The following is a 24,564-nucleotide window of genomic DNA, read 5'->3' on the forward strand; positions in this document are numbered from 1 at the left end:
GCCGCACGCGGGGCCACGGTCAGCGGCCGACGGCGGCGCCGCGGGCTGCGGGCACGACCACGTCGTTCGCCGTGCGCAGCACCGGCGCGCGGAGCAGGTCCTGCGGGTCGATCGGCGCGGACGTGCGCACCCGGAAGCGCGCGCGGGCGCCGGCGGGCAGCGTGACGAGGGCGTCGTCGACGCGCGCGCCCGGGTCGAGGCGGTCGACGAGGAGCGTCACGTCCTTGGCGAGCGAGCGCGCGACGACCTCGACCTCGTAGCCGTCCTGCGTCGGCGTGACGCCGGCGGTGAGCGGCTCGGGGTGCAGGTCGAGGGCGACGTCCTCGACCCACGTGTGCACGTGGCGGGCGTGGTCGAGCGTGACGACCAGCGCCTCGCGCGCGGGGTCGACGGGCGTCACGAGCGCCTCGGCCAGCGCGAACGTGCCGACCGACCACGCCCCGACGGTGAGCGGCAGCTCGGCCGAGGCGAGCACGCTGCCGTCGAGGCGCTGCCGCTCGAGCCGGGCCACGCCCTTCCACAGCGTCGGGGTGTCGTTGACGACCAGCAGCGCCTCGCGGCCGTCCCGCGGCTGCACGGTGACGACCCGCTCGGCGAACGCGGCACGCATCGCGTACCAGAGCGGCTTCGGGCGCTCGTCGCCGTCGACCGCGGCCCACGACGTCACGGGCCAGCAGTCGTTGAGCTGCCAGACGATCGCGCCCGCGGTCCGGGGCCACCACGAGCGGTAGTGCTCGACGGCGAACCGGACGGCCCGCGCCTGGTTCAGCTGGCCCGCCCAGTGCCAGTCGGCGAAGCGGTCCGGCACGCCGAGGTGCGGCGCCATCCCGCGGTCGAGCTTGCCGTTGCCGTCGTCGGCCTTCTGGTGCAGCAGGAACGTCGGGTGCTCCTTGCCCGCGACCGCGCCGTCCTCGTCCCGCACGGCGCGGCGCAGCGTCGCCCACGTCGGCGGGCCCTGGAACCCGAACTCCGAGCAGAAGCGCGGCACCTCGTCGCGGTAGACGGAGTAGTCGACGCGGTTCCACACCTCCCACTGGTGGTGCGTGCCGTGGTCGGGGTCGTTGGGGTGCACCTCCTGCGGGCCGAAGCCGGGCGAGAAGGGGCTGTTCGCCGCGTACGGGCGGGTGGGGTCGAGCTCGGCGACGACGGCCGCGAGCACCTCGGTCGCGTACGCGTGCCCCCACGTGCGGCCCTCGAGGTCGTCCTTCCAGCCCCAGTCCTCGTGGCCCCACAGGTTCTCGTTGCCGCCGTTCCACAGGACGAGCGACGGGTGCGGCGTGAGGCGGGCGACGTGCTCCCGCGCCTCGGCCTCGATCTCGTCGCGCAGCGGCTGCTCCTCCGGGTACGCGGCGCAGGCGAGCAGGAAGTCCTGCCACACGAGCAGGCCGCGCTCGTCGCACAGCTCGTAGAAGTCCTCGGACTCGTAGACGCCGCCGCCCCACACCCGCAGCAGGTTGAGGTGGGCGCCGACCGCCTGGTCGAGGCGCCGCGCGACGCGCTCGCGGGTGAGGCGGGTGAGGAGGTGGTCGTCGGGGATCCAGTTGGCTCCCTTGACGAACAGCGGCCGCCCGTTGACGCGCAGCGTGAACGCGGTGCCGTGGTCGTCGACGGACGTGTCGAGCTCGACGGTGCGGAAGCCGATGCGACGCGTCCACGTGCCGAGGAGGGGGCCGGTGCCGCGCGGCTCGGCGGGCGCGGCGACGTCGGCGGCGCTCAGCTCGACGGTCAGCGCGTGCAGCGGCTGCCCGCCGTGCCCGACCGGCCACCACAGCGGCGCGTGCGGCACCTCGAGCCGGACCACGGCGGACGTGGCGCCGGGCGCGACCCGGCCGACGACGTCGGCGCCGGCGACCGACGCGTGCACGACGAGGCCGGCGTCGCCGCCGGGCAGTCCCGACCGCTCCACGTCGACGTGCACCTCGACGACGCCGGTGCCGTCCGGCTCGACCGTGACGAGCGGCCGGACGCCGGCGAGGCGGGCGACGCGCCACCGCTCGACACGCACGGGCCGCCACAGGCCCGCGGTCTGCAGGTCCGGCCCCCAGTCCCAGCCGAAGGAGCACGCCATCTTGCGGACCATGTTGAAGGGCTGCGTGTAGGCCGCCGGGCGCGGGCCGACGCGCTCGGCCTCCGCCTCGGCGTACGCGAGCGCCGACGCGATCTCGACCCGCAGGCGCTGCGTCGTCGGGCGGACGCGGTCGCGGACGTCGACGCGGTAACTGCGGTGCATGTCCCGCGTGCGCAGGACGACCTCGCCGTCGAGCAGCACGGTGCCGACGGTGTCGACGCCGCCGAGGACCAGGTCGACGCGCTCGTCGTCGGCGGGCAGGTCGAGCACGAGCTCGCGCTCGTACGCCCAGTCGACCCGCTTCATCCAGGCGAGCCGCTGCTCGTGGTCGTCGAGGTACGGGTCGTCGATCAGCCCCGCGTCGAGCAGGTGCGTGTGCGACGTGCCGGGCACGTGCACGCGCAGGCCGGTGCGCAGCCGCTCGGCCAGGTGGTCGGGGACGTCGCCCGCCGTGGCCGTCAGCGTCCAGCCGTCGCGGAGGTCGGTCAGGGTCACGGGTGCTCCTCGTAGTCCGGGCTCCGGGGCGCCGCGCGCCGTCGCGCGTGCCGGGCGGCAGAGCCGTCGTCGAAGCACCTGGGGACATCCTTAAGCAACTGAAGAAAGTTAGTCAACCGCGTACGCTGGCGCCGTCACCGGCCGCGCAGCCGGTCCGCACGGGCGCGACGGCGCGCCCGGACAGGGTGCGCGGCACCGTCCGTGCGACGGCGTCGCCCACGACGCCGTCGCGCCGTCCGCGGCCCGCGGCCGCAGGTCAGGAGCCCCGTGCCCGAGCACGACGAGGTCCGCACCGCCCCACCGTCCGCTGCTCCCGTCCACCTGCGCGCGGACGACGTGTCGCTCGTCGTGGACGTCGACGGCGGCCGGCTGCCCCGCGTCCTGCACTGGGGCACCGCGCTCGGCGACCTGGACGACGCGGCCCTGCGCGCGCTGCGGACCGCGTCGCGCCCGGCGCCCCGGGGGTTCGCGGTGGACGGCGAGGTGGTGCCGGGCGTCGTGCCCGAGCAGTCCGCCGGGTGGCTCGGCACCCCGGGCCTCACGGGCAGCCGGGGCGGTCGCGCGTGGTCCGTGGCGTTCGGCGTCGCCGCCGGGGACGTCACCGTCGTGCACGCGCCCGAGGGCGGCGGCGCCGTCGACGTGCGCGGCACCGACCCGCACGCCGGCCTCGAGCTGCGCGTGCGGCTCGAGCTGACCCCGCAAGGACTCGTCCGCCAGCGCGCCACCGTGCGCAACACGGGCGACGACGCGTACGAGGTGGCGGGCCTGCTCCTCACGCTGCCGGTGCCGCTGCGCGCCGGCGAGCTGCTCGACCTGGGCGGCCACTGGGCGCGCGAGCGGACCCCCCTGCGCACGGCGTTCACGCACGGCACCCGGCTCCGCGAGAACCGCCGCGGCCGGACCGGCTACGACACGCCGTACGTGCTGGTCGCGGGCACGCCCGACCTCGCGCACCGGCGCGGCGAGGTGTGGGGGCTGCACGTCGCGTGGTCGGGCAACCACCGCAGCCTCGCCGAGCGGCACCACCACCACGAGGGCCTGCTCGGCGGCGGCGAGCTGCTCGAGCCCGGCGAGGTCCGGCTCGGGCCGGGGGAGTCGTACGCGAGCCCGTGGGTGTACGGGTCGTACGGCGCGGCGGGGCTCGACGACCTGGCGGCGCGCTTCCACCGGTGGATGCGCGCCCGGCCGCAGCACCCGCGCACGCCGCGCCCCGTCACGCTCAACACGTGGGAGGCCGTGTACTTCCGGCACGACCTCGGCCGGCTGACGGAGCTCGCCGACGCGGCCGCGGCCGTCGGCGCGGAGCGGTACGTGCTCGACGACGGCTGGTTCGGCTCCCGCCGGGACGACACGTCGGGCCTCGGTGACTGGTACGTGTCCGAGGAGGTCTGGCCGGACGGGCTGCACCCGCTGATCGCGCACGTCACGGGCCTCGGCATGCAGTTCGGCCTGTGGGTCGAGCCGGAGATGGTCAACCCCGACTCCGACCTCGCGCGCGCTCACCCGGAGTGGGTCCTGCAGGTACCCGGGCGGATGCCGCTGCCCGCGCGCCGGCAGCAGGTCCTCGACCTCGCGAACCCCGACGCGTGGGCGTACGTGCTCGAGCGGCTGGACGCCCTGCTCACCGAGCACGACATCACCTACCTCAAGTGGGACCACAACCGCGACCTCGTCGACGCCGGGCACGGCCCCGACCGGACACCGGGCGTGCACGGGCAGACGCTCGCCGTCTACCGCCTGCTCGACGAGCTGCGGCGGCGGCACCCCGGGGTCGAGATCGAGTCGTGCTCGTCGGGCGGCGCGCGGGTCGACCTGGAGATCCTCCAGCGCACCGACCGGGTCTGGGCGTCGGACTGCATCGACGCGCTCGAGCGGCAGCAGATCCAGCCGTGGACGAACCTGCTGATCCCGCTCGAGCTCATCGGCGCGCACGTGGGGTCGGGGCACGCGCACAGCACCGGGCGCGCGCACGAGCTCGCGTTCCGCGCCGGCACGGCGCTCTTCGGGCACCTCGGCATCGAGTGGGACCTGCGCGAGGCGGACGACGCGCAGCGTGCCGAGCTGGCGGCGTGGGTCGCGCTGTACAAGGAGCTGCGCGGCCTGCTGCACACGGGCACGAGCGTGCACGCGGACGTCGCCGACCCCGCGTTCGCGGTGCACGGCGTGGTGGCGCAGGACGGGTCGGACGCCCTGTTCGCCATCGCGACGACCGCCATGTCCGCGCAGCTGCCGCCCGGGCACGTGCCGCTGCCGGGGCTCGACCCCGACGCGACGTACCACGTGCGGCCGCAGGCGCCCGGCGACGTCGTGACGCACGGCCTCGCGTGCCCGTGGTGGACGCCGGAGGGCGTGCGGCTGCCCGGCCGCGTGCTCGAGCAGGTCGGCGTGCGGGCGCCCGTGCTGTCGTCCGAGCGGCTCGTCCTGGTGCGTGCGACGCGCGTCTGAGCCGCCGCCGGACGACGAGGGCCGGTGCGCACCCCGCGGTGCGCACCGGCCCTCGTCGTCCCGGGCGTGCCGGCGCTACTTCGTCGCGCCGGCCGTGAAGCCGTTGTAGATGTACCGCTGCAGGAACAGGAAGAGCACGAGGATCGGCACGATGGTGATGATCACGCCGGCCGAGATGACCTCCCACTGCGACCCGAACGGTCCCTTGAACGCGAACAGCGACGTCGAGATGGGCCGCAGGTCCGGGTCCGGCAGGTACAGGAACGGCAGGAAGAACTCGTTGTAGATGCCGATGCCCTTGATGATGACGACCGTGGCGATCGCGGGCTTGAGGTTCGGCAGGATGATCTGGAAGAAGATCCGCAGGTGGCCGGCCCCCTCGATCATCGCCGCCTCGTCCAGCGAGCGCGGGATGGCCCGCATGAACTGCAGGAAGATGTACACCGAGATGATGTCGGTGCCCATGAACAGCAGGATCAGCGCCCACCGGGTGTTGTAGAGCCCCAGGCCGTTGATGATCTGGAACGTCGCGACCTGCGTCGTGACGCCCGGCACCAGGGTGGCGAGCAGGAACAGGTTGAGCACCGCGCCGCGGCCGACGAACGAGAACCGGTCGATGGCGTACGCCGTCGCGGCGCCGATGAGGATGGTCCCCGCGATCGCCGCGACGAAGATGATCACGGTGTTGAGGAACCCGAGCGCCATGTCACCGCGCGTGAACGCGGTGACGTAGTTGTCGAACGTCCAGCTCTCGGGCAGCGCGAACGGGTTCGTCGCGAGGAACTCCTGCCCGGTCTTGAACGAGCCGAACAGGATGAGCCCGAGCGGCAGCAGCGTGACGACCGAGGCCACCACGAGCGACGTGTACTTGAGCGTGCCGGTGATCGCGCGCGTCATGTCAGGTCCACCTCCCGCTCCGGCACGAGCCGGCGCTGCAGCCACGTCACCAGCAGGACGACGACGAGCAGCACCACGGCCATCGCCGACGCGAGGCCGACGGTGTTGCGGTTGAACGCCATCCAGATGGTGCGGATCACGAACGTCTCGGTGCCGTTGCCGCCGTTGGTCATCACGAACGGGATCTCGAACACGGACAGGGCGCCGGAGATCGCGAGGATGAAGGACAAGCCGAGGATGGGACGGATCGACGGCAGGATGATGTGCCAGAACTGGTGCCACCGGGTGGCGCCGTCGATCTCCGCCGCCTCGTAGATCTCGCTGTTGATGGACGAGATCGCGCCGAGGAACATGACGAAGTTCAGGCCCATGTACCGCCACACGGAGACGGCGGCGAGCGAGAAGTTCGCGATCTCGGGGTCACCCGTCCACTGCTGGACCAGGCTCTCCAGCCCCGCCGTGAGCAGCACGGTGTCCAGCCCGCCGCCGGGCTGGAGGAAGTTGAGGAAGATGAGGCCGATCGCGACCCCGTTGATGAGGTAGGGGAAGAACAGGATGCCCTTCCACAGGTTCTTCGCCCGCACCTTGAACGACAGGATCGTGGCGAAGTAGAGCGCGAGCGCCATCTGCACGAACGACGCGCCGAAGTAGTACAGCGACACGTAGAAGACCCGCACGTTGTCGGGGTCGGTGAAGACCTCGACGTAGTTCTCGGGCCCGACGAAGTTCTTGACCTTGTCCAGCCCGTCCCAGTCGGTGACGGAGTACCAGAACATGTTCGCCACCGGCACGTACGTGAGCAGCACGAGCAGCGCGAGCGGGACCAGCAGGAACAGGTAGGGCGTCAGCCGACGGGACCACGCGGGCGTGCGGCCCGTACCGCCCGGCCTGCGCCGGGCGGTACGGGCCACGCCATCCGCTGCCGTGGCCGCCGTGGTCGAGGCCTGCAGGCTCGACGGAGCGGTCGTCATGGCGAGGGACCTCAGTCGCCGACCTCGGCGCGGCCCTCGGCCCACGCCGTGTTCAGCTCGGTGAAGATCTGCTCCTTCGTCTTCGCGCCGGAGCGGGCCGCGTCGATCGTCGCCTGGCGGAACTTCGGGTCCGTCGTCACGATGCCGGAGGCCGTGTCGATGTCGGCGAAGAGCGACTCCTCGCCCTCGGGCGCCGGGTTCAGCGTGATGAGCTCGACCTGCTCCATGAAGCTCGCGAGGGCCTCGGGGACCGGGCCGTCCTTGAGCGGGGAGAGGCCGACCTGCGACTCGGAGTAGCCGGACTCCTGGTTGAACCAGTCGATCCAGGCGCGTGCCGTGACCTTGTTGTCGGAGTTCACGTTGATGCCGAGGTTGTAGTCACCGCCGGCGACCGCGTGGAACTTGCCGTCCACCTGGACGGGGACGGGCATGTAGGCGATGTCCTCGGCGCTCGCACCGGCGTCCTCCGCCGCGGCCTGCATCTGGGGGATGGCCCACGAGCCGAGCACCATGGTGGCGACCTCGCCGGTGCCGAGGAGCCGCTTGGACTCCTCCCAGTTCGTCGTCGTCGGGTCGGCCTCGACCAGCTCCTGCGCGACGGCGTCGTAGATCGTGCCGTCGACGACGCCGTAGTCGGTGCCCTCGGCCCACGGCTCGTCCTCCGCCGTGATCTTGTTCTTCCAGTCGGGGTCCGCCGTCACGGCGCCCAGCCAGCCGTCCCACTGCGAGAGCGGCCAGCCGTCCTTGTAGTTCGTGTAGAGCGGGGCGACCTCGACGCCGTTGTCCTTGATCGCCTGCAGGCCTGCGAGGAACTCGTCCGGCGTCGTCGGGAACTCCGTGACGCCGGCCTCGTCCCAGACGCGCTTGTTGTAGACGACGCCCTGCACGTTGCCGACGACCGGGATGCCGTACGACTGCCCCTCGAAGGACTTGTCGTTGATCCAGTTGTACTGCTCGTTCATCTCGTCCTGGCTGCCCAGCGGCTCGAAGAACTGCGAGAACTGGTCGGGGGTCACCGAGCCGGGGATGGCGAGGACGTCGCCGTACTCGTCGGTGTTCATGCGCGTCTTCACCTCGCCCTCGTAGTCGGTGAGGGCCTCGATCGTCACGTCCTCGACCTCGGGGTAGGCCTCCTTGAACTGCGCGACGTACTCGTCGAACGTGCCGTCCTCGACGAGGTCGGTGCGCCAGGTGAGGACCGTGATCTCGCCCGACGGCTCGCCGCTGGTGTTCTCCTCGCCGCCGCCGGACCCGCTGCCCGAGCAGGCGGCGGTCAGGGCGAGCACCGTGAGTGCCGCGGACGCCGCGGCGACGCGCGCACGTCGCTGGTGAAGGAACATCCTTGATCCTCTCGTCGAGGCCGGCACCTCGGTGTGCCGACGACAGGTGCGTGCCGGCCGACCCCGAGGGGGCGTCCGCGCGCCGTGGTAGATTCTTAGGCCGCTGAACAAAGTAAGTCAACGGGCGTGTCGACGCGGACCCGTCGTCGTGTCCATATCGTTAGGGCACGCGCGGCGACCCCCGCCGCGGACGGACGGAGGACGCGTGAACGGTGCGCAGCCGGGCCTCGGTGCCGCCCACGCCAGCAGCAGGGCGGCGATCCTCGACGTCATCCGTGCCGCCGGGACGATCAGCCGGGTCGAGCTCACCCGGGCCACCGGACTGACCGCCGCCACCGTCTCCACGGTCGTGCGACGGCTCCTCGACGAGGGGCTCGTCGTCGAGGCGGGGCGCGCCGAGTCCACCGGCGGCAAGCCGCGCATGCTGCTGCGGCTGGACCCGTACGCGCGCTACGCCGTCGGCGTGCACCTGGACCACGCCGGCATCACCTACGTCATCGCCAACCTCGGCGGCGCCGTCGTCGCGCGGTGGCGGCGGCCCGGCGCCGGCGCCGACGACCCCCGCGACGTCGTCGCCCGCATCGCCGCCGAGGTCGCCGCCACGCTCGCGCGCACCGGCATCGACCCCGCGCTCGTGCTCGGGGTCGGCGTCGTCTCGCCCGGCCCGATCTCGACGTCGACCGGCATGACGCTCACCCCGCCCGTCATGCAGCACTGGGCGGAGTTCCCGCTCGCCGCCGCCATCGGCGACGCCACGGGCCTGCCCGTGCTGCTCGACAACGACGCGACCGCCGCGGCGGTGGGGGAGTACTGGTCCGGCGGCGTGGCCACCGGCGCCGCGTGCGCGACGCTCTACATGGGCACGGGCATCGGCGCGGGGATCGTCGTCGACGGCACCGTCTACCGCGGCCGGAGCTCGAACGCCGGCGAGATCGGTCACGTGTGCGTCGCGCTCGACGGCCCGGCGTGCTGGTGCGGCAGCCGGGGCTGCGTCGAGGCCTTCGCCGGGCCCGCGGCCGTCGTCGCGCAGGCCGCCGCCGCCGGGGTCGACCTGCCGGGCCGCGGTGTCTCCGAGGACTTCGCGGCGCTGGCCCGGGCCGCGGCGCGCGGCGACGCCGAGCCGATGCGGCTGCTGCGCGCGTCCGCCGAGTACCTCGGCGTCGCGGCGCAGACGCTCGCGAACGTCCTCGACCTCGACCTCGTCGTGCTCACCGGGCCGTCGTTCGCGCTCGCGGGCTCGCTCTACCTGCCGGCCGTGCAGGAGCGGCTCGCGCGCGGGTTCTTCGCGCGTGGGGCGCACCCCGTGCGCGTGACGATCTCGACGCACGCGTCCGAGGCCGCGGCCGTCGGCGGTGCGGCGCTCGTGCTGCAGAGCGAGCTCGCGCCGCGCCAGGCGGGCACGCGCATGGTCGTCGACGCGCTCACGGACCTGCCGACCGGGGCCTGACGTACCCGGGCCTGACGCACCCGGGCATGACGCACCCGCGGCCCGGCGGACGACCGGCGCCCGTCAGGGCAGCAGCCGGTCCAGGCCCGCCTCGGGGATGGGCGCCCACGTCGGCCGGTTGCGGGCCTCGTAGACGACCTCGTAGAGCGTCTTGTCCAGCTCGAGCGCCCGCAGGAGCACCGCGCGCGTCGCCTCGTCGGCGTCGTCCGGGGCCCCGGCCGCGTAGCCGGCGAGGAAGCCGTCGCGCGCGTCGGCCGTCCAGGCGGCGGCCGGGTCGCCCGTGAGACCGCCGACCGCGGCGGCGTAGTCGAACGAGCGGAGCACGCCGGCGACGTCGCGCAGCGCGAGGTCCGGGCGTGTGCGCTCGGCGAGCGGCGCGAGCGGCTCGCCCTCGAAGTCGATGACGAACCACCGGTCGCGCGAGCGCAGCACCTGCCCGAGGTGCAGGTCGCCGTGGACCCGCTGGCGCGGGGGCGTGGCCGGCAGCGCCGCGACCTGCGCCGCCACCGCCCGGACCGCGTCCGCGCGGTCGGCCACGCGGGGGACGGCGGCGGTCGACCACGCCAGGCGCGTCGTGAGCGCCTGCGACACCGTGGCGGGGCCGGCGGCGTCGTCGGTCGTGCCGAAGGCGCGCGCGAGCGCGCCGTGCATGCCGGCGACGACCTCGCCCAGCTCGTGCGCGAGCCCGCCGAACGCCCGGCCCTCGCGCGCGTGCAGGCACGCGAGCTCGAAGCCGTCCTCGGCGCCCGGCACGAATGCGCTCATGACGCCGGCGTAGCCCACGACGGGCGCCGCACCGGCGGGCGTCCACCGCACCTGCGTCCAGGCGAGCGGCTCGGGCACACCGCCCCAGCCCTGCTCGGTCAGGCGGCGCGGCACGTCGATGTCGGGGTTGTCGCCGGCCGCCACGGTGCGGAGCACCTTGAGGATGCCGACGGGGGCACCCGTCGCCCGGTCGGGCAGGACGACGGAGGTGTTCGACTGCTCACCGGTGACGACGCGGGCGGCCGCCACGTCGACGTCCGCACCCGGCCCGTCCGCGTGCGCGAGCCACGCCGCGAGGAACGTCGCGTGCCCCGCGCCGTCGAGGACCGTCCGGTCGCCGAGCGTGCCGACGACCGACGCGGTGCCGCCGGTCGGGCCCGGCACGAGCACGAGCGGGACCTGCAGCAGCACGTCGACCGAGCCGGCGCGGGCACGCACGAGCAGCACGCGCACGTCGTCGGCGAGGTCGACCGTCGCCACCGGCGTCAGCTCCGCCTCGGCACCCTTGACGGGGTACCAGCGGCGCTCGGGCAGCCAGCCGCGCAGCAGCCCGACGAGCTCGCCGTCGAGGTGGTCGGGGTCCCGGGCGTCGAGGATCACGGTGCGGTCAGCTCCAGCCAGTAGAAGTCGCGCGAGCCGAGGGTGAACGTCACCGTGCCGTCGCCGCGCACGTCGGGGAACGCGGACCCGCCGAACACGTCGCGCAGGTGCCACCCGACGTGGTCCGGCAGGGTGACGGTCGCCGCGCGGGCGGTCGCCGCCATGTTCGCCACCACCAGCATCGTCTCGTCGTCGGTGCGGCGCAGGAACGTCAGGACGGCGTCGTTGTCGCACGGGACGACGTCGAAGGCGCCGCTGCCCAGCGCCTTGTGCCGGCGCCGGACCGCGAGCATGCCGTGCACCCAGTGCAGCAGCGACGTCGGCTGGGCGAGCTGCGACTCCACGTTGATGTTGCCGTAGTGGTAGACGAGCGACTGCACGACCGGCAGGTACAGCTTGCCGGGGTCGGCCACCGAGAAGCCGGCGTTGCGGTCGGGCGTCCACTGCATCGGCGTGCGCACCGCGTCGCGGTCCGGGAGCCAGATGTTGTCGCCCATCCCGATCTCGTCGCCGTAGTACAGGCAGGGGCTGCCCGGCAGCGAGAGCAGCAGGGCGTGCGCCAGCTCGATCTCCTTGCGGGAGTTGTCGAGCAGCGGCGCCAGCCGCCGCCGGATGCCGACGTTGGCGCGCATGCGCGAGTCGGGCGCGTACCACCCGTACATCGACGCGCGCTCCTCGGTCGACACCATCTCGAGCGTCAGCTCGTCGTGGTTGCGCAGGAACGTGCTCCACTGGCCGCTGGTCGACGGGATCGGCGGCGTGTCGGCGAGGATGTCGACGATCTGCGTGGCGCGCTGGTCCCGCAGGCCGTAGAAGATGCGCGGCATCACGGGGAAGTGGAAGCACATGTGGCACTCCGGCGCCTCCTCGGTGCCGAAGTAGTGCACGACGTCCTCGGGCCACTGGTTCGCCTCGGCGAGCATGATGCGGCCCGGGAACTCCGCGTCGATCATGCGGCGCAGGTCCGCGAGGAACCGGTGCGTCTCCGGCAGGTTCTCGCAGTTCGTCCCCTCCGCCTCGAAGAGGTACGGCACCGCGTCGAGACGGAAGCCGTCGACGCCCATGTGCAGCCAGAACCGCGCGACGTCGAACATCGCGTCGACGACGCGCGGGTTCTCGAAGTTGAGGTCCGGCTGGTGCGAGAAGAACCGGTGCCAGAAGTACTGCCGGCGCACGGGGTCGAACGTCCAGTTCGACGTCTCGGTGTCGACGAAGATGATGCGCGCGTCCTGGTAGCGCGTGTTGTCGTCGCTCCACACGTAGAAGTCGCCGTACGGGCCCTCGGGGTCCGAGCGGGACGCCTGGAACCACGGGTGCTGGTCGCTCGTGTGGTTCATGACGAGGTCGACGACGATGCGCATGCCGCGGCGGTGGCACTCCTGCACGAGCGTGCGGAAGTCCTCGATCGTGCCGTACTGCGGGGCGACGGCCGTGTAGTCCGAGACGTCGTACCCGCCGTCGCGCATGGGCGACGGGTAGAACGGCGGCAGCCACAGGCAGTCGACGCCCAGCCACTGCAGGTAGTCCAGGCGCTGCACGAGGCCCGCGAGGTCGCCGCTGCCCTGCCCCGACGAGTCGGAGAACGTGCGCAGCATGACCTCGTAGAAGACCGCCGTGCGGTACCACTCCGGGTCGTCGTCGCGGCCGTCGCGCACCAGCACGGGCTCCGGCACGGCGGGCTGGCGCCGCGCGGGCAGGCCGCCGAGCGCGATGGCCCCCGTCGTGGGCGCGGGCTCCCGGTGGCGCGCCGTGGTCGCACCGCCGGCGTCGCCCGTGGGGTGCGGCAGGCCGGGGTCGGTCGTGCGCCCCGAGAAGTCCCCCGGGACCGTGCCGCCGCCGGGGGTGCGGACGTCGGCGCTCACGCGGTCACGCCCGGGTGCTCGAGGTGCACGACGTGCGCGACGCGGACGGACGGGTCGAGCCGCACGTACGGGTGCGACGTCCACGCGTACGTCTCCTGCGAGAGCACGTCGTGCGCGACGACGGCGCGGTCGGTCGGCAGGCCGAACGCGGCCAGGTCGAGCTCGAGCACGCCGTCGCGCGGGTTCGCGGTGTCGAGGTTGACCACCACGATCACCGTGTCGGCGCGGCCCGTGGGGGAGTGCTCGGCGTCGAGGTGCCGGGAGAAGCAGACGAGCGCGTCGTCCGTGGTCGGGTGCACCCGCACGTCCCGCAGCTGCTGCAGCGCGGGGTGCGCGCGGCGGATCTCGTTGAGGCGGCCGATCAGCAGCGCGATGCCGAGGTCGTCCGCGCGCGCCCAGTCGCGCGGCCGGAACTCGTACTTCTCGTTGTCGATCTGCTCCTCGACGCCCGGCCGGGGCACGTTCTCGACCAGCTCGTACCCGGAGTAGACGCCCCACGTGGGCGCGCCCAGCGCCGCGAGCACCGCGCGCACGGCGAAGCCCGTGACGCCGGTGGCCTGCAGGTACGGGGGCAGGATGTCGTGCGTCGTCGGCCAGAAGCTCGGGCGCATCCACGCGCCCTGCTCGCCGCCGACCTCGGCGAGGTACTCCTCGAGCTCGGCCTTCGTGTTGCGCCACGTGAAGTACGTGTACGACTGGTGGAACCCGATCTTCGCGAGCGTGAGCATCATCGCAGGGCGCGTGAACGCCTCCGACAGCCAGATGACGTCCGGGTGGTCGCGCCGCACGTCCGCCAGCAGGCGCTCCCAGAAGGACAGCGGCTTGGTGTGCGGGTTGTCGACGCGGAACAGCGTCACGCCGTGGTCGATCCACACCTGCACGACGCGGCGGATCTCGCGGTAGATCCCCTCGGGGTCGTTGTCGAAGTTCAGCGGGTAGATGTCCTGGTACTTCTTCGGCGGGTTCTCCGCGTACGCGATCGTCCCGTCCGCGCGCGTCGTGAACCACTCCGGGTGCTCCCGCACCCACGGGTGGTCCGGCGACGCCTGCAGCGCGAGGTCGAGCGCGACCTCGATGCCGAGGTCGTGGGCGCGCGCCACGAACGCGTCGAAGTCCTCGAAGGTGCCCAGCGACGGCTCGATGGCGTCGTGGCCGCCGTCGGGCGAGCCGATCGCGTACGGCGACCCCGGGTCGCCCGGCTCCGCCGCCAGCGCGTTGTTGCGCCCCTTGCGGTGCGACGTGCCGATCGGGTGGACCGGCGTCAGGTACACGACGTCGAAACCCATCGAGGCGATGCGCGGCAGCTCGCGCGCGGCGGTCCGCAGGGTCCCGGACGTCCACTCGCCCGTCGTCTCGTCGTACGTCGCACCGTGCGAGCGGGGGAACAGCTCGTACCAGGCGCCGGTCAGCGCGAGGCGGCGGTGCACGACGAGCGGGTAGGCCCGGGACGAGGTGACGAGGTCGCGCAGCGGCGTGCGGGCGAGCGCGTCGCGCACGTCGGACGCGAGGCCGGCGGCGAGCCGGGCGGCCGGCGGTCGGCTCGTGTCCTCGAGCGCCGTGACCGCGTCGAGCAGCGTCCGGGCGTCGCGCTCGGGCATCGCGTCGGCCCCGGTGCGGCCGGCGGCGCGGGACAGCACGCGTGCGCCCTCGGTCAGCATGAGCTCGACGTCCACGCCGGCCCCGACCTTGATCGCGGCGTCGTGCGACCACGTGCCGTACGGGTCCGACCAGCCCTCGACGCGGAACGTCCAGTCGCCCTCCGCGTCGGGCACGAGGTGCGCCTCGAACCGGTCGAGACCCGGCGCGACGTCGGCCATCCGCGCCCACGAGTGGTCCGTGCCGTCCGGGCGCGTGAGCACCGCGGTCGCGCCGACCGCGTCGTGCCCCTCGCGGAACACCGTCGCGCGCACCGGGACGGGCTCGCCGACGACCGCCTTCGCGGGGAAGCGGCCCTCCTCCGCGACGGGGGAGACGTCGACGACGGGGATCCGGCCGACCGGGAGCGCCGCCGTCCGGGGGGCGGGCGCCGTGGGTGCGGCCGTGGGCGCCGACGGGTCCGCCGGTGCGGCGGCTGCCGGCGGGGCCGCCGGTGCGGCGGTGGGTGCCGGCGGGGCCGCCGGTGCGGCGGCCTCCGTGGTCTCGGGGCTCGACGGGACGGGCGCGGTGGCACGCGGCCGGCCGGGTGTCGTGGCCGGTGACGTTCGACGCGGACGCTGGGGAGTCCTCACGCGACGAACCTATCCGGCACCCCCGGCCCCCGGCATCCGCAGCGAGCGCGTCGCCCCCGACCCGGACGCCCGTCCGGTTCGACCGGTCCGAAGGGCTGTGCGAATCGTCCCGAATGCGTAGTCTGCGGCCGTGAGAGCCATCCGCAGGTTCACCGTGCGCACCGTGCTGCCGGCACCGCTCGCCGCCCTGGACACCCTTTCCCGCAACCTGCGCTGGTCGTGGCACCCCGCCACGCGCGCCGTGCTGGCGGACGTCGACCGCCCGCTGTGGGACGAGGTGCAGGGCGACCCGGTGGCCTTCCTCGGCGCGCTGGGGCGCGAGCGGCTGGCGGAGCTCGCGGCCGACGAGCGGTTCGTCGCCCGCGTCCGCGCGGCCGCGGCGGACCTCGCGGCGTACCGGCACGAGCCCCGGTGGTACCAGCGGCTGTCCGGCGCGGCGCTGCCCGGGGCGGTGGCCTACTTCTCGCCGGAGTTCGGGCTCGCCGCCGCGCTGCCGCAGTACTCCGGCGGGCTCGGCATCCTCGCGGGCGACCACCTCAAGAGCGCGTCGGACCTCGGCGTGCCCCTCGTCGGCGTGGGGCTGCTCTACCGCTCCGGCTACTTCCGCCAGGCCCTCGACCGGGCCGGCTGGCAGACGGAGACGTACCCGGTGCTCGACCCGGACGACCTGCCGCTGACGCTGCTGCGCGAGGAGGACGGCACGCCCGCCGCGGTGCGTCTGGCGCTGCCGGGCGCCCGCACCCTGCACGCGCAGGTGTGGGTGGCGCAGGTGGGGCGCGTGCCTCTCCTGCTCCTCGACTCCGACGTGTCGGCCAACGACGACGCCGGGCGGCGCGTGACCGACCGCCTGTACGGCGGCGGGGGTGAGCACCGCCTGCAGCAGGAGCTGCTGCTGGGCGTCGGGGGCGTGCGCGCGCTGCGCGCGTGGGCGCGCCTGACGGGCGCGTCGGCGCCCGACGTGTTCCACACCAACGAGGGGCACGCGGGCTTCCTCGGCGTCGAGCGGATCCGCGAGCTCGTCGCCGACGGCGCGGACGTGCCGACGGCCCTCGAGCTGGTGCGCGCGACGACCGTCTTCACGACCCACACGCCCGTGCCCGCCGGCATCGACCGGTTCGAGGCGGACGTCGTGGGCCGGTACGTCGACGCGCTCGTCGGCGACGCCGACCTGCCGACCGCGACGGTGCTCGCGCTCGGCGCGGAGGACCACGAGGGCGGCGACCCCCTCGCGTTCAACATGGCGCTCATGGGGCTGCGGCTCGCGGCCCGCGCCAACGGCGTGTCGCTCCTGCACGGGCGCGTGTCGCGCGAGATGTTCGCGCCGCTGTGGCCGGGCTTCGACCCCGCCGAGGTCCCGATCGGCTCCATCACCAACGGCGTGCACGCGCCGACCTGGGTCGCCCCCGAGCTCACCGATCTCGCCGCGGGGCGGATGACGCCCCAGGAGCTCGCGACCGGGCGCGGCTGGACCAGCCGGCAGGCGGTGACCGACGAGCAGCTCTGGGACGTGCGCGGGCGGCTGCGCGCACGGCTCGTCGCCGACGCGCGCGACCGCGTGCGGGCGTCGTGGCGCCGGCGCGGCGCCGCCGAGGCCTCGCTCGGGTGGGTCGACGAGGTCCTGTCGCCCGACGTGCTGACCATCGGGTTCGCGCGGCGCGTGCCCACGTACAAGCGGCTGACCCTCATGCTCGCCGACCCCGAGCGGTTCCGGTCGCTGCTGCTGGACCCGGAGCGCCCGGTGCAGGTGGTCGTCGCCGGCAAGGCGCACCCCGACGACGTCCCGGGCAAGAAGCTCGTCGCCGAGCTCGTGGCGTTCGCCGACCAGCACGACGTGCGGCACCGCATCGTGTTCCTGCCCGACTACGACATGCGCATGGCGTCGACGCTCTACCCGGGCTGCGACCTGTGGCTGAACAACCCGCTGCGCCCGCTCGAGGCCTGCGGCACCTCCGGCATGAAGGTCGCGCTGAACGGCGGGCTCAACCTCTCCGTCCGTGACGGCTGGTGGGACGAGTGGTACGACGGCGAGAACGGCTGGGTCATCCCCACCGCGGACGGGGTCGACGACCCGGAGGCGCGCGACGCGCTGGAGGCCGCGGCGCTGTACGACGTCCTCGAGCAGCAGGTGGTGCCGACCTTCTACGACCGCGACGCGGACGGCGTGCCGCGCCGCTGGCTCGGGATGGTGCGGCACACGCTCGCGACGCTCGGGCCGAAGGTGCAGGCCACGCGCATGGTCGCGGACTACGTGGCGCACCTGTACGTGCCGGCCGCCGCCGCGGGGGCCGAGCTCGCCGCCGATGACCGCGCCGGGGCGCGGGCGCTCGCGGCCTGGAAGGCGCGCGTGCGCGACGCGTGGCCGGCCGTCCACGTGGACCACGTCGACTCGGGCGGCGTCGAGGGGTCCGCGCAGGTGGGGGACCGCCTGCACGTGCAGGCGTGGGTCGGGCTCGGCGAGCTCGCACCCGAGGACGTGGAGGTCCAGGTGCTGCACGGTCCGGTCGGCCCGGACGACGAGCTGACGTCCTTCCGCACCGACGCCCTCGAGGTCACCGAGACGTTCGAGGCCGGGCGGTGCGCGTTCGAGGGCGACGTCCCGCTCGAGGCCACGGGCGCGTTCGGCTGGACGGTGCGCGTCGTGCCGCGGCACCCCGCGCTGACGTCCCCGGCGGAGCTGGGCCTGGTGGCGTCGGCGGGCTGACGACGCGCGCGGGCCCGACGTTCAGGCGGACGCCCGGACCCGCTCGAGCCACTCGGCGAGGAGGGCGCGCAGGACGTCCGGGCGCTCGTGCGGCAGTGCGTGGCCGGCGCCGTCGACGACGGCGACCGTCGCGCGCGGGTGGGTGTCGAGCAGCCCCACCGCTGCGGCGTACCCGACGGTCGAGTCCTGCCGGCCGGCCACGACGAGGGTCGGTCCGGCATAGGGGGGACGCCCCGTCGGGCGGCAGCGGCCAGCCGGCCGCGATGCGCTCCTCGGCGGCGTGGTCGACGAGTGCCGCCGCCGGTGCGACGTACCGCTCGTGACGCGCGAGCATGGCGGGCGTCTGGACGACGAAGTACGAGCGGAACTCCTCGTCGCCGATCCCGCCGCCGGCCACGACGCGGTGCGCCGGGACGTCGTGACGGTCCGACGTCAGCGGGCACACGAGCGCGAGCCCGGCGACCTGTGCGGGCCGCCGGGCCGCGAGCTCACGGGCCCAGTAGCCGCCGGCGGAGTGCCCGACCAGCAGGTACGGGTCACCGGCGGCGACCGCGTCGGCCAGGTCCACGAGCGCGTCCAGCACGTCGTCGGCGCCGCGCACGGTGGCGGGCGTGACGGTGCGGCCGCAGCCGGGCAGGTCGGGGTAGACGCGACGCAGCGGCGGACCGGCGGACCGGCGGACAGCGCGGGCTCGAAGCACGCCTCCGCCTCACGGTGGTCGACGCCCGCGCCGTGCAGGACCAGGACCGGCTGCCCCGTGCCGTGCTCCACGCGGTGGAACACGACGTGCGCCCCGCCGCCGGCGCTCACGTGCCGGCGAGCAGCGCGTCGCGCAGCTCCGGGTCGAGTCCCGGGGGGTCGTCGACCTCCACCGCCAGCGCGTGCAGCGTCCGCGAGTAGAGGTTGCGCGCCCCGGCGGCGAGCGCGACGTCGAGGATCTCGCGGTCGGAGAGGCCGACGTCCCGCAGCCGCTGCGCGTCCGCCTCGGTCATGGCCGCGGAGTCGGTGCTCAGGCGCGCGGCGAAGTCCATCATCGCGACTTCCGCCTCGTCGAGGCCGGCGTCGCGGTGGTCACGCGCGACGGCGAGCAGCTCCTCGGCCGTCATGCAGCTCAGCGCCTTGCGCCCGTGCGCGAGCAGGCACGCCCGCGAGCCGAGCGCACGCGCGGCGGCGAGGGTCACGAGCTCGTAGCGGCGGGTGCCGAGCGCGTGCGCGACCGCCCGGACGAGGTCCTCGAACGCCCGCACCGCCTCGGGGTGGAGCGCGGTCACGCGCGTGTGGCTCGGCACGTACCCGAGCGCTGCACGGTCCTCGGCGTAGAGCTCCGCCGCGAGGCCCGTGACGTCGTCGTCCGACGGGGTGCGCAGGATGGTCATGGTCCAGGCTGGCACGCTCGCGCCCGCCGCGGCAGGGGTCAGAGCGCGTCGACGAGCGCACGCCCCGTGACGCGCCCGGTGTACAGGCAGCCGCCGAGGAACGTCCCCTCGAGGGCGCGGTGTCCGTGCACCCCGCCGCCGCCGAAGCCCGCGGCCTCGCCGACCGCCCAGAGGCCCGGCAGGACCTCGCCGTCGGGCCGCAGCACGCGCCCCTCGAGGTCCGTCGCGAGCCCGCCGAGGGTCTTGCGGGTCAGCACGGACAGCCGCACCGCGTGCAGCGGGCCGTGCGCCGGGTCCAGCAGCCGGTGCGGCGGGGCCACGCGGATCAGCCGGTCGACGACGTACCGGCGCGCCATGGCGGTCGCCACCACCTGCGCGTCCTTGCCGAGCCCGGTCGCGACCTGCGCGTCCCGGGCGGCGATGGTGCGGGCGAGGCGGTCGGCGTCGACCCGGTCGGTGCCGGTCAGGGCGTTCATCCCGGCGGCCAGGCCGGCGGGCGTGTCCGCGGTGACGAACTCGGGCGACCGGGACGCGAACTCCTCGACGGGCCCGACCGCGCCGGGCAGCACCCGCTGGAGCAGCTGCGGCACGCTGCGGCCCGTGAGGTCGGGGTTCTGCTCCGACCCGGACAGGGCGAGCTCGGCGCCGAGGATCGTGCGGTCGAGGACGAACCACGAGTGGTCGTCGCCGCGGCCGGTGACGTGCCGCAGGGCGCCGAGGGAGTCGAACCCGGGGAACAGGGGCGGCGGCAGGCGCTCGCCGTCCGCGTCGAGCCACAGCGAGCTGGGCCCGGGCAGGATGCGGATGCCGTGCCGCGACCAGACCGGCGAGTGGTTCGCGATGCCCTCGGGGTAGTGCCACATGCGCCCGGCGTGCGCGACGTGGGCGCCGGCGTCCCGGGCCGCCGCGATGCCCGAGCCGTCGACGTGGTCGGGCACGCCGGACAGCATGCGGGCGGGCAGCGGGCCGGCGTCGGCGGGCCACGCCGCGCGCACGAGGTCGTGGTCGCCGCCGATGCCGCCCGTCGCCACGACGACCGCCGGTGCGGCCACCTCGAAGGAGCCGACCGCCGTGCGCGCGGACGGCGCGCCGCGCGGCGCCGCGTCGGGGGTGAGGACGTCGCCGCGGACGCCCGTCACGCGCCCGTCCGTCACGACGAGGCCGGTGACGCGGTGCCGGAACCGCACCTCGACGCGGCCCGCGCGGCGGCCGTCGAGCAGCGCGCGCACGAACGGCTCGAGCACGCCCGGGCCCGTGCCCCACGTGACGTGGAACCGGGGCACCGAGTTGCCGTGCCCGTCCGCGAGGTAGCCGCCGCGCTCGGCCCACTGGACGAGCGGGAACCACCGCACCCCGAGGCGGTGCAGCCACGCGCGCATGCCTCCCGAGGCGAAGTCGACGTACCCCTCGGCCCACGCGCGGCCCCACCGGTCCGAGCCGTCGGCGGCGAACCCGGCGGAGCCCAGCCAGTCGGCGAGCGCGAGCTCTGCCGAGTCCCGCACGCCCAGCCGGCGCTGCTCGGGGGAGTCGACGAGGAAGAGCCCGCCGAACGACCACCACGCCTGCCCGCCGAGGCTCGCGGGCGGCTCCGCGTCCAGCACGAGCACGCGCCGGCCGGCGGCCAGCAGCTCGGCGGTGGTGACCAGGCCCGCGAGCCCGGCACCGACGACCACGACGTCGCGGTGGTTCATGTGCCCCACGTATTAGGTCCGCTCTCCGATGTGGAGTTCCGCTAGCGCCGACGATGGTGCGTTGAGCAGAGCGAGAGCAGATGCTCGCTTCTGGCGGACGGGGCGGGCAATGGTTTCGCCTTTGCCGGAACCAAGGGTGATGTAGCCTAGAGTCTGGAGGGCCTCAATAGATTCATCCACTAGATGCCGGAATTCGAGAGGAAGGCCTCGCGAAAGGGCGGAGACGCGCCGGCCGGAACCCGATTGCGCATACACCTTTTTCAAGATTGTGAGCGCAACGCGTAGTTCGGCGGGCAGATCCAGCTCAATCAAGCCGGCAGTGGTGTCGACACGGGTTGCGAACGTTTGCACAGAGCAATCTTTGAATGAGTTCATCAGTGGTGCTGGAATCGCCCCCCAGCCCGAGATTGTCCCGATATCGCAATTCTGGAACGTCGGGAATGGGAAGGTCTCGATCAGCCCTGCGACGTCAAGGATATCGATCACGCACCCGCTCCACGTCGCGTGCAGGAGTGCGCCACTCCCGGGTTCAAGCTGCACCCGCTCCACGATGATGTCGGCGAAGAACGGTGGCGGAGACACGGAAGCATCCGGTGACATGTCGACGGCGACCGAAACGGCGTCGTGAAGCACGGCGTCATACAGATTATCGCTGATGCGCTTCGACGCGCATGCGCTGGCCACGGCGTTCGAGAAGCCCGCAGCTCCCAGGCGATCCCCAGCGACGTCAATGACAAGAGAGGATGACGCTTCCGACCACTTCGCGCGATCCGCGAGGGGGTGGTCCACAAATGGCGCGGCGATGTACTCGGCCAATTCGATGGCGAAGGCCGCATCGGCGAAGTCGGGGTCTACGAACATGCGTGACTCAGACTCTCCGGTGGTCCCGGTATTGGCGAGCCCGGGAAGCCGCAGCAGTGCCTGAACGCCCTCCTCCTCAGCCTCGTAGCCGCATACTTCATAGAATGCTTGGCGCATCGTTGACAGTGTCAGTGGACCACGTCCTTCGGTCTCCGTCCGCGCTGCAAGTGCAACACGGGAAATAAGTTTTTCGAAAGTGTCTGCGGGGATGGAGCTCACGCGCTCAGACTCGCGCTCGGCTACGCGTCGCATCAGGTATGACCAACCCGCCCCGCGTTCGCTCAACCGCGCCGCATTTGGATCGTATTCATGGACGCGCGCGAAGAGTTCGAGAAGTAGCGGGCGAGGGGGGAGCCAGTCCGGCACGTCGATCTCACCGACATAAGCCGAAATCTGGTCCGACGTGAAGTCGCGGATCTCGATGGCCTCGGCGTCGCGGACGCCCAGTGTCTCCGTGAGCTCTTCAAGCGACGAAAAATACTGCGCACGTCCACAAATCACGACCGACGAGTCGTTTGGTGTGTCCGCGACCATCTGACGAACCACGTTGAGCGCGTGGCGTCTGATCGATCGAAGGTCCCTCGGGCTGCCGACCCAACGCGTTGGCACGAGTTCATCGAATCCGTCCAGGATCAGGTCGGCTTGGCCAGCGCGCCACGATGACACCAAGCCGGCAGCGCCGGTGAAGCCGAGTTCTTCGGCGTGACGCTGGAAGATTTCGCTAGGACTGCGGAGCCCGATGCAGTCGCGTAGATTTATATGAATCGGGAAGCGGTTCTTTTGGGGCGCTCTAAAGTACGCCTTCCGCAAGGCCGCGAAGATTTCGCGAAGGGCAGCACTCTTCCCGACGCCGAAATCGCCGAGCAGTACTGTGTTTTCGCCGGCGCAAGTTCGCTCGACGATCTGTTTCAAACCGGTGACTTCTGTGTCAAGCGAAGGAATAAAGAGCGTGGGCGGCACGTACGAACGCGTCGTTTGCCGTGGTGTGGCGGCGAGGTGGGCCGCCGAGCTGCCGAAGGGGGCATTTTGTCGTAGTGCAATGTATCGCTCGACGTCGACGATGGACTTCTGCAATGAGAGAAAGCTCAGTGCGTGGATGGTAAGGCCCTCGCGCTGAGCGACGGCGGCGACAGCCTGGCGCTGGTCAGCCGTTGGCTCCTCTTGCGTCACGAAGAAGCCGGTGGCCGGCTTGTAGCGGTTCTCGGGGGCGGAGAGCAGATGTCGGATCAGTTTGGCCACCTTGGTGGCATCATCGGTCGCCTTCTGCTTCGTGCGGAGCGTAGTGAACTCGTAGACGTTGATCGACGTCTCGTTGACGAAGGCGCCGTCATGTTCCACACCCTGGTACATGACCGCGCCTTGGAACCCGAGTGGGTCATGTTTGGCACGGGCAACCTCAACCGCGCGCTGCTCGAAGTCTCTTCCGCTGTCTTGCATCTGCGCCGTCGCCCATCGCCGCTGTGTCGTGTGGTGGCCGTGACTCTAGTCGCATTGGTCGGCACGGTAGTGGGCTAGGAGGGTGACTTCATAAGGCGAGCACGTACACCCGCATGCTCAGCGGCTCGAGCGTCGTCACCTGCCCGGCCGGCGCGTGCGGCACGGCGCCGTCGGTGCCCGCCGCGCTCTCGACGGGGTGCTCGCGGACGGAGTCCCACGCGAGGCACCACGGGCGGTCGGGGTCGCCGGCGAGCGTGACCTCGACCGGGTCGAGCGCGCCGTTCACGACGAGCAGCACGCGGTCGTCGTCGGGCGCGACGCGGACCATCTGGAACGTGCGGATGGCGGCGTCGTGCCAGCGTGCGTGGTCGAACTCGGAGCCGTCCGCCCCGTACCAGGCGAGATCGGGCGGCCCGCCCGGGCGCACGGGCGTGCCGGAGTAGAACCGGTCGCTGCGCAGCGCGGGGTGCTCGCGGCGCAGCGCGAGCAGGTGCCGCGCGGTCGCGAGCTGGTCCGCGCGCCAGCCGGTGAGGTCCCAGCGCACCCACGAGATCTCGCTGTCCTGGCAGTACGCGTTGTTGTTGCCCTGCTGCGTGCGGCCCATCTCGTCGCCGGCCGTGATCATCGGCGTGCCGGCCGACAGCACGAGCGTCGCGAAGAGGTTGCGGATCGAGCGGCGGCGCAGCGGCGCGACGTCGGCGGCCGGGGAGTCGGCGGTCACCGGGCCCTCGACGCCGTGGTTCCAGGACCGGTTGTCGTCCGAGCCGTCCCGGTTCTGCTCGCCGTTGGCCATGTTGTGCTTGTGGTTGTAGGCCACGAGGTCGGCCATCGTGAAGCCGTCGTGCGCCGTCACGTAGTTGACCGACGCGCCCGGGCCGCGCAGCAGCGGCGGCGTGCCGTGGCCGAACAGGTCGACGGAGCCCGACAGGCGCGTCGCGAGGTCGCGGACGCGGTGGCCCGGCAGGCCGTGCGCGGCGCGTCCCGGGTCCGCCAGCCAGAAGGAGCGGACCGCGTTGCGGAACCGGTCGTTCCACTCGGCGAACGGCGCGGGGAACTGCCCGGTGCGCCAGCCGCCGAGGCCCACGTCCCACGGCTCGGCGACGAGCTTGAGGCCGGCCAGCACCGGGTCGGTCGCGGCGGCGACGAGCGCCGCGTGGTCCGCCCGGTAGCCGTCGTGGCTCCGTCCCAGCGTCACGGCGAGGTCGAAGCGGAACCCGTCCACGCCCACGACCTGCGCCCAGTACCGCAGGGAGTCGAGCATCGTGGTGACGACGCCGGCCCGCGAGAAGTCGAGCGAGTTGCCGGTGCCGGTGACGTCGTCGAGCGCCGCCGGGACCCCACCGAGGTGGCGGTAGTAGTACGCGTTGTCGAGCCCGCGCC

General features: G+C 73.3%; 14 protein-coding genes and 2 pseudogenes. 3 read left to right on the top strand and 13 right to left on the bottom strand.

Annotated features, from left to right (window positions below; all coding sequences use genetic code 11):
* Positions 1-19: 19 nt before the first annotated feature.
* On the bottom strand, positions 20-2,563 hold the full coding sequence (locus AB6N23_RS09360) for a glycoside hydrolase family 2 protein (RefSeq protein WP_412865812.1): 2,544 nt from the start codon (positions 2,561-2,563) through the stop codon (positions 20-22).
* A 267-nt stretch (positions 2,564-2,830) separates the two neighbouring features.
* Between AB6N23_RS09360 and AB6N23_RS09365 the strand changes: the two genes are divergently transcribed.
* Complete coding sequence (locus AB6N23_RS09365) at positions 2,831-5,008, top strand: alpha-galactosidase (protein WP_412865813.1); 2,178 nt, start codon at positions 2,831-2,833, stop codon at positions 5,006-5,008.
* Between the two features lie 75 nt (positions 5,009-5,083).
* Here the strand turns inward: AB6N23_RS09365 and AB6N23_RS09370 are convergent, their stop codons facing one another.
* Genes AB6N23_RS09370 through AB6N23_RS09380 form a run of 3 tightly spaced genes read right to left on the bottom strand, consistent with a single transcriptional unit; the run spans position 5,084 to position 8,216 of the window.
* Entirely contained in the window at positions 5,084-5,905 is an 822-nt protein-coding gene (locus AB6N23_RS09370; protein WP_412865814.1) for a carbohydrate ABC transporter permease, read from the bottom strand.
* Positions 5,902-6,876 (bottom strand): carbohydrate ABC transporter permease, encoded by a 975-nt coding sequence (locus AB6N23_RS09375; RefSeq protein ID WP_412865815.1) that lies wholly within the window; start codon positions 6,874-6,876, stop codon positions 5,902-5,904. Before AB6N23_RS09375 ends, AB6N23_RS09370 begins: the two co-directional genes overlap by 4 nt.
* 11 nt (positions 6,877-6,887) lie before the next feature.
* Positions 6,888-8,216, bottom strand: coding sequence for an ABC transporter substrate-binding protein (locus tag AB6N23_RS09380; protein WP_412865816.1), 1,329 nt, complete (start codon positions 8,214-8,216; stop codon positions 6,888-6,890).
* Between the two features lie 205 nt (positions 8,217-8,421).
* Between AB6N23_RS09380 and AB6N23_RS09385 the strand changes: the two genes are divergently transcribed.
* Positions 8,422-9,663: an ROK family transcriptional regulator gene (locus AB6N23_RS09385; RefSeq protein WP_412865817.1), complete on the top strand. Its 1,242-nt coding sequence runs from the start codon at positions 8,422-8,424 to the stop codon at positions 9,661-9,663.
* A 63-nt stretch (positions 9,664-9,726) separates the two neighbouring features.
* Here the strand turns inward: AB6N23_RS09385 and AB6N23_RS09390 are convergent, their stop codons facing one another.
* The 3 genes from AB6N23_RS09390 to AB6N23_RS09400 all read right to left on the bottom strand — a co-directional run bounded on the left by AB6N23_RS09390 (position 9,727) and on the right by AB6N23_RS09400 (position 15,118).
* Positions 9,727-11,028: a maltokinase N-terminal cap-like domain-containing protein gene (locus tag AB6N23_RS09390; RefSeq protein ID WP_412865818.1), complete on the bottom strand. Its 1,302-nt coding sequence runs from the start codon at positions 11,026-11,028 to the stop codon at positions 9,727-9,729.
* On the bottom strand, positions 11,025-12,725 hold the full coding sequence (treS, locus tag AB6N23_RS09395) for a maltose alpha-D-glucosyltransferase (protein ID WP_412865824.1): 1,701 nt from the start codon (positions 12,723-12,725) through the stop codon (positions 11,025-11,027). Before treS ends, AB6N23_RS09390 begins: the two co-directional genes overlap by 4 nt.
* Before the next feature lie 161 nt (positions 12,726-12,886).
* A complete protein-coding gene (locus tag AB6N23_RS09400) occupies positions 12,887-15,118 on the bottom strand; it encodes an alpha-1,4-glucan--maltose-1-phosphate maltosyltransferase (RefSeq protein WP_412865819.1) in 2,232 nt (743 codons plus the stop codon).
* Between the two features lie 130 nt (positions 15,119-15,248).
* On the opposite strand from AB6N23_RS09400, the gene glgP reads away from it, so the two are divergent.
* Entirely contained in the window at positions 15,249-17,819 is a 2,571-nt protein-coding gene (gene glgP / locus AB6N23_RS09405; protein ID WP_412865820.1) for an alpha-glucan family phosphorylase, read from the top strand.
* Positions 17,820-17,840: 21 nt separating this feature from the next.
* Here the strand turns inward: glgP and AB6N23_RS09410 are convergent, their stop codons facing one another.
* The 6 genes and pseudogenes from AB6N23_RS09410 to AB6N23_RS09435 form a co-directional block, all read right to left on the bottom strand.
* Positions 17,841-18,020: an alpha/beta fold hydrolase gene (locus AB6N23_RS09410; protein ID WP_412865825.1), complete on the bottom strand. Its 180-nt coding sequence runs from the start codon at positions 18,018-18,020 to the stop codon at positions 17,841-17,843.
* Positions 18,021-18,285: 265 nt separating this feature from the next.
* Positions 18,286-18,519: pseudogene (locus AB6N23_RS09415) on the bottom strand (alpha/beta fold hydrolase); the annotation flags it as partial.
* A gap of 106 nt (positions 18,520-18,625) precedes the next feature.
* The gene (locus AB6N23_RS09420) at positions 18,626-19,195 is read right to left on the bottom strand and encodes a carboxymuconolactone decarboxylase family protein (RefSeq protein WP_412865821.1); all 570 of its coding nucleotides are present in this window, start codon (positions 19,193-19,195) and stop codon (positions 18,626-18,628) included.
* A 38-nt stretch (positions 19,196-19,233) separates the two neighbouring features.
* A complete protein-coding gene (locus AB6N23_RS09425; protein WP_412865822.1) occupies positions 19,234-20,886 on the bottom strand; it encodes an FAD-binding dehydrogenase in 1,653 nt (550 codons plus the stop codon).
* 12 nt (positions 20,887-20,898) lie between these two features.
* On the bottom strand, positions 20,899-23,097 hold the full coding sequence (locus AB6N23_RS09430) for an NACHT domain-containing protein (protein ID WP_412865823.1): 2,199 nt from the start codon (positions 23,095-23,097) through the stop codon (positions 20,899-20,901).
* A 175-nt stretch (positions 23,098-23,272) separates the two neighbouring features.
* Positions 23,273-24,564, bottom strand: a pseudogene (locus AB6N23_RS09435) (glycogen debranching protein GlgX); the annotation flags it as partial.

The organism is Cellulomonas pasadenensis (assembly GCF_047229365.1).
Lineage (GTDB): Bacteria > Actinomycetota > Actinomycetes > Actinomycetales > Cellulomonadaceae > Cellulomonas.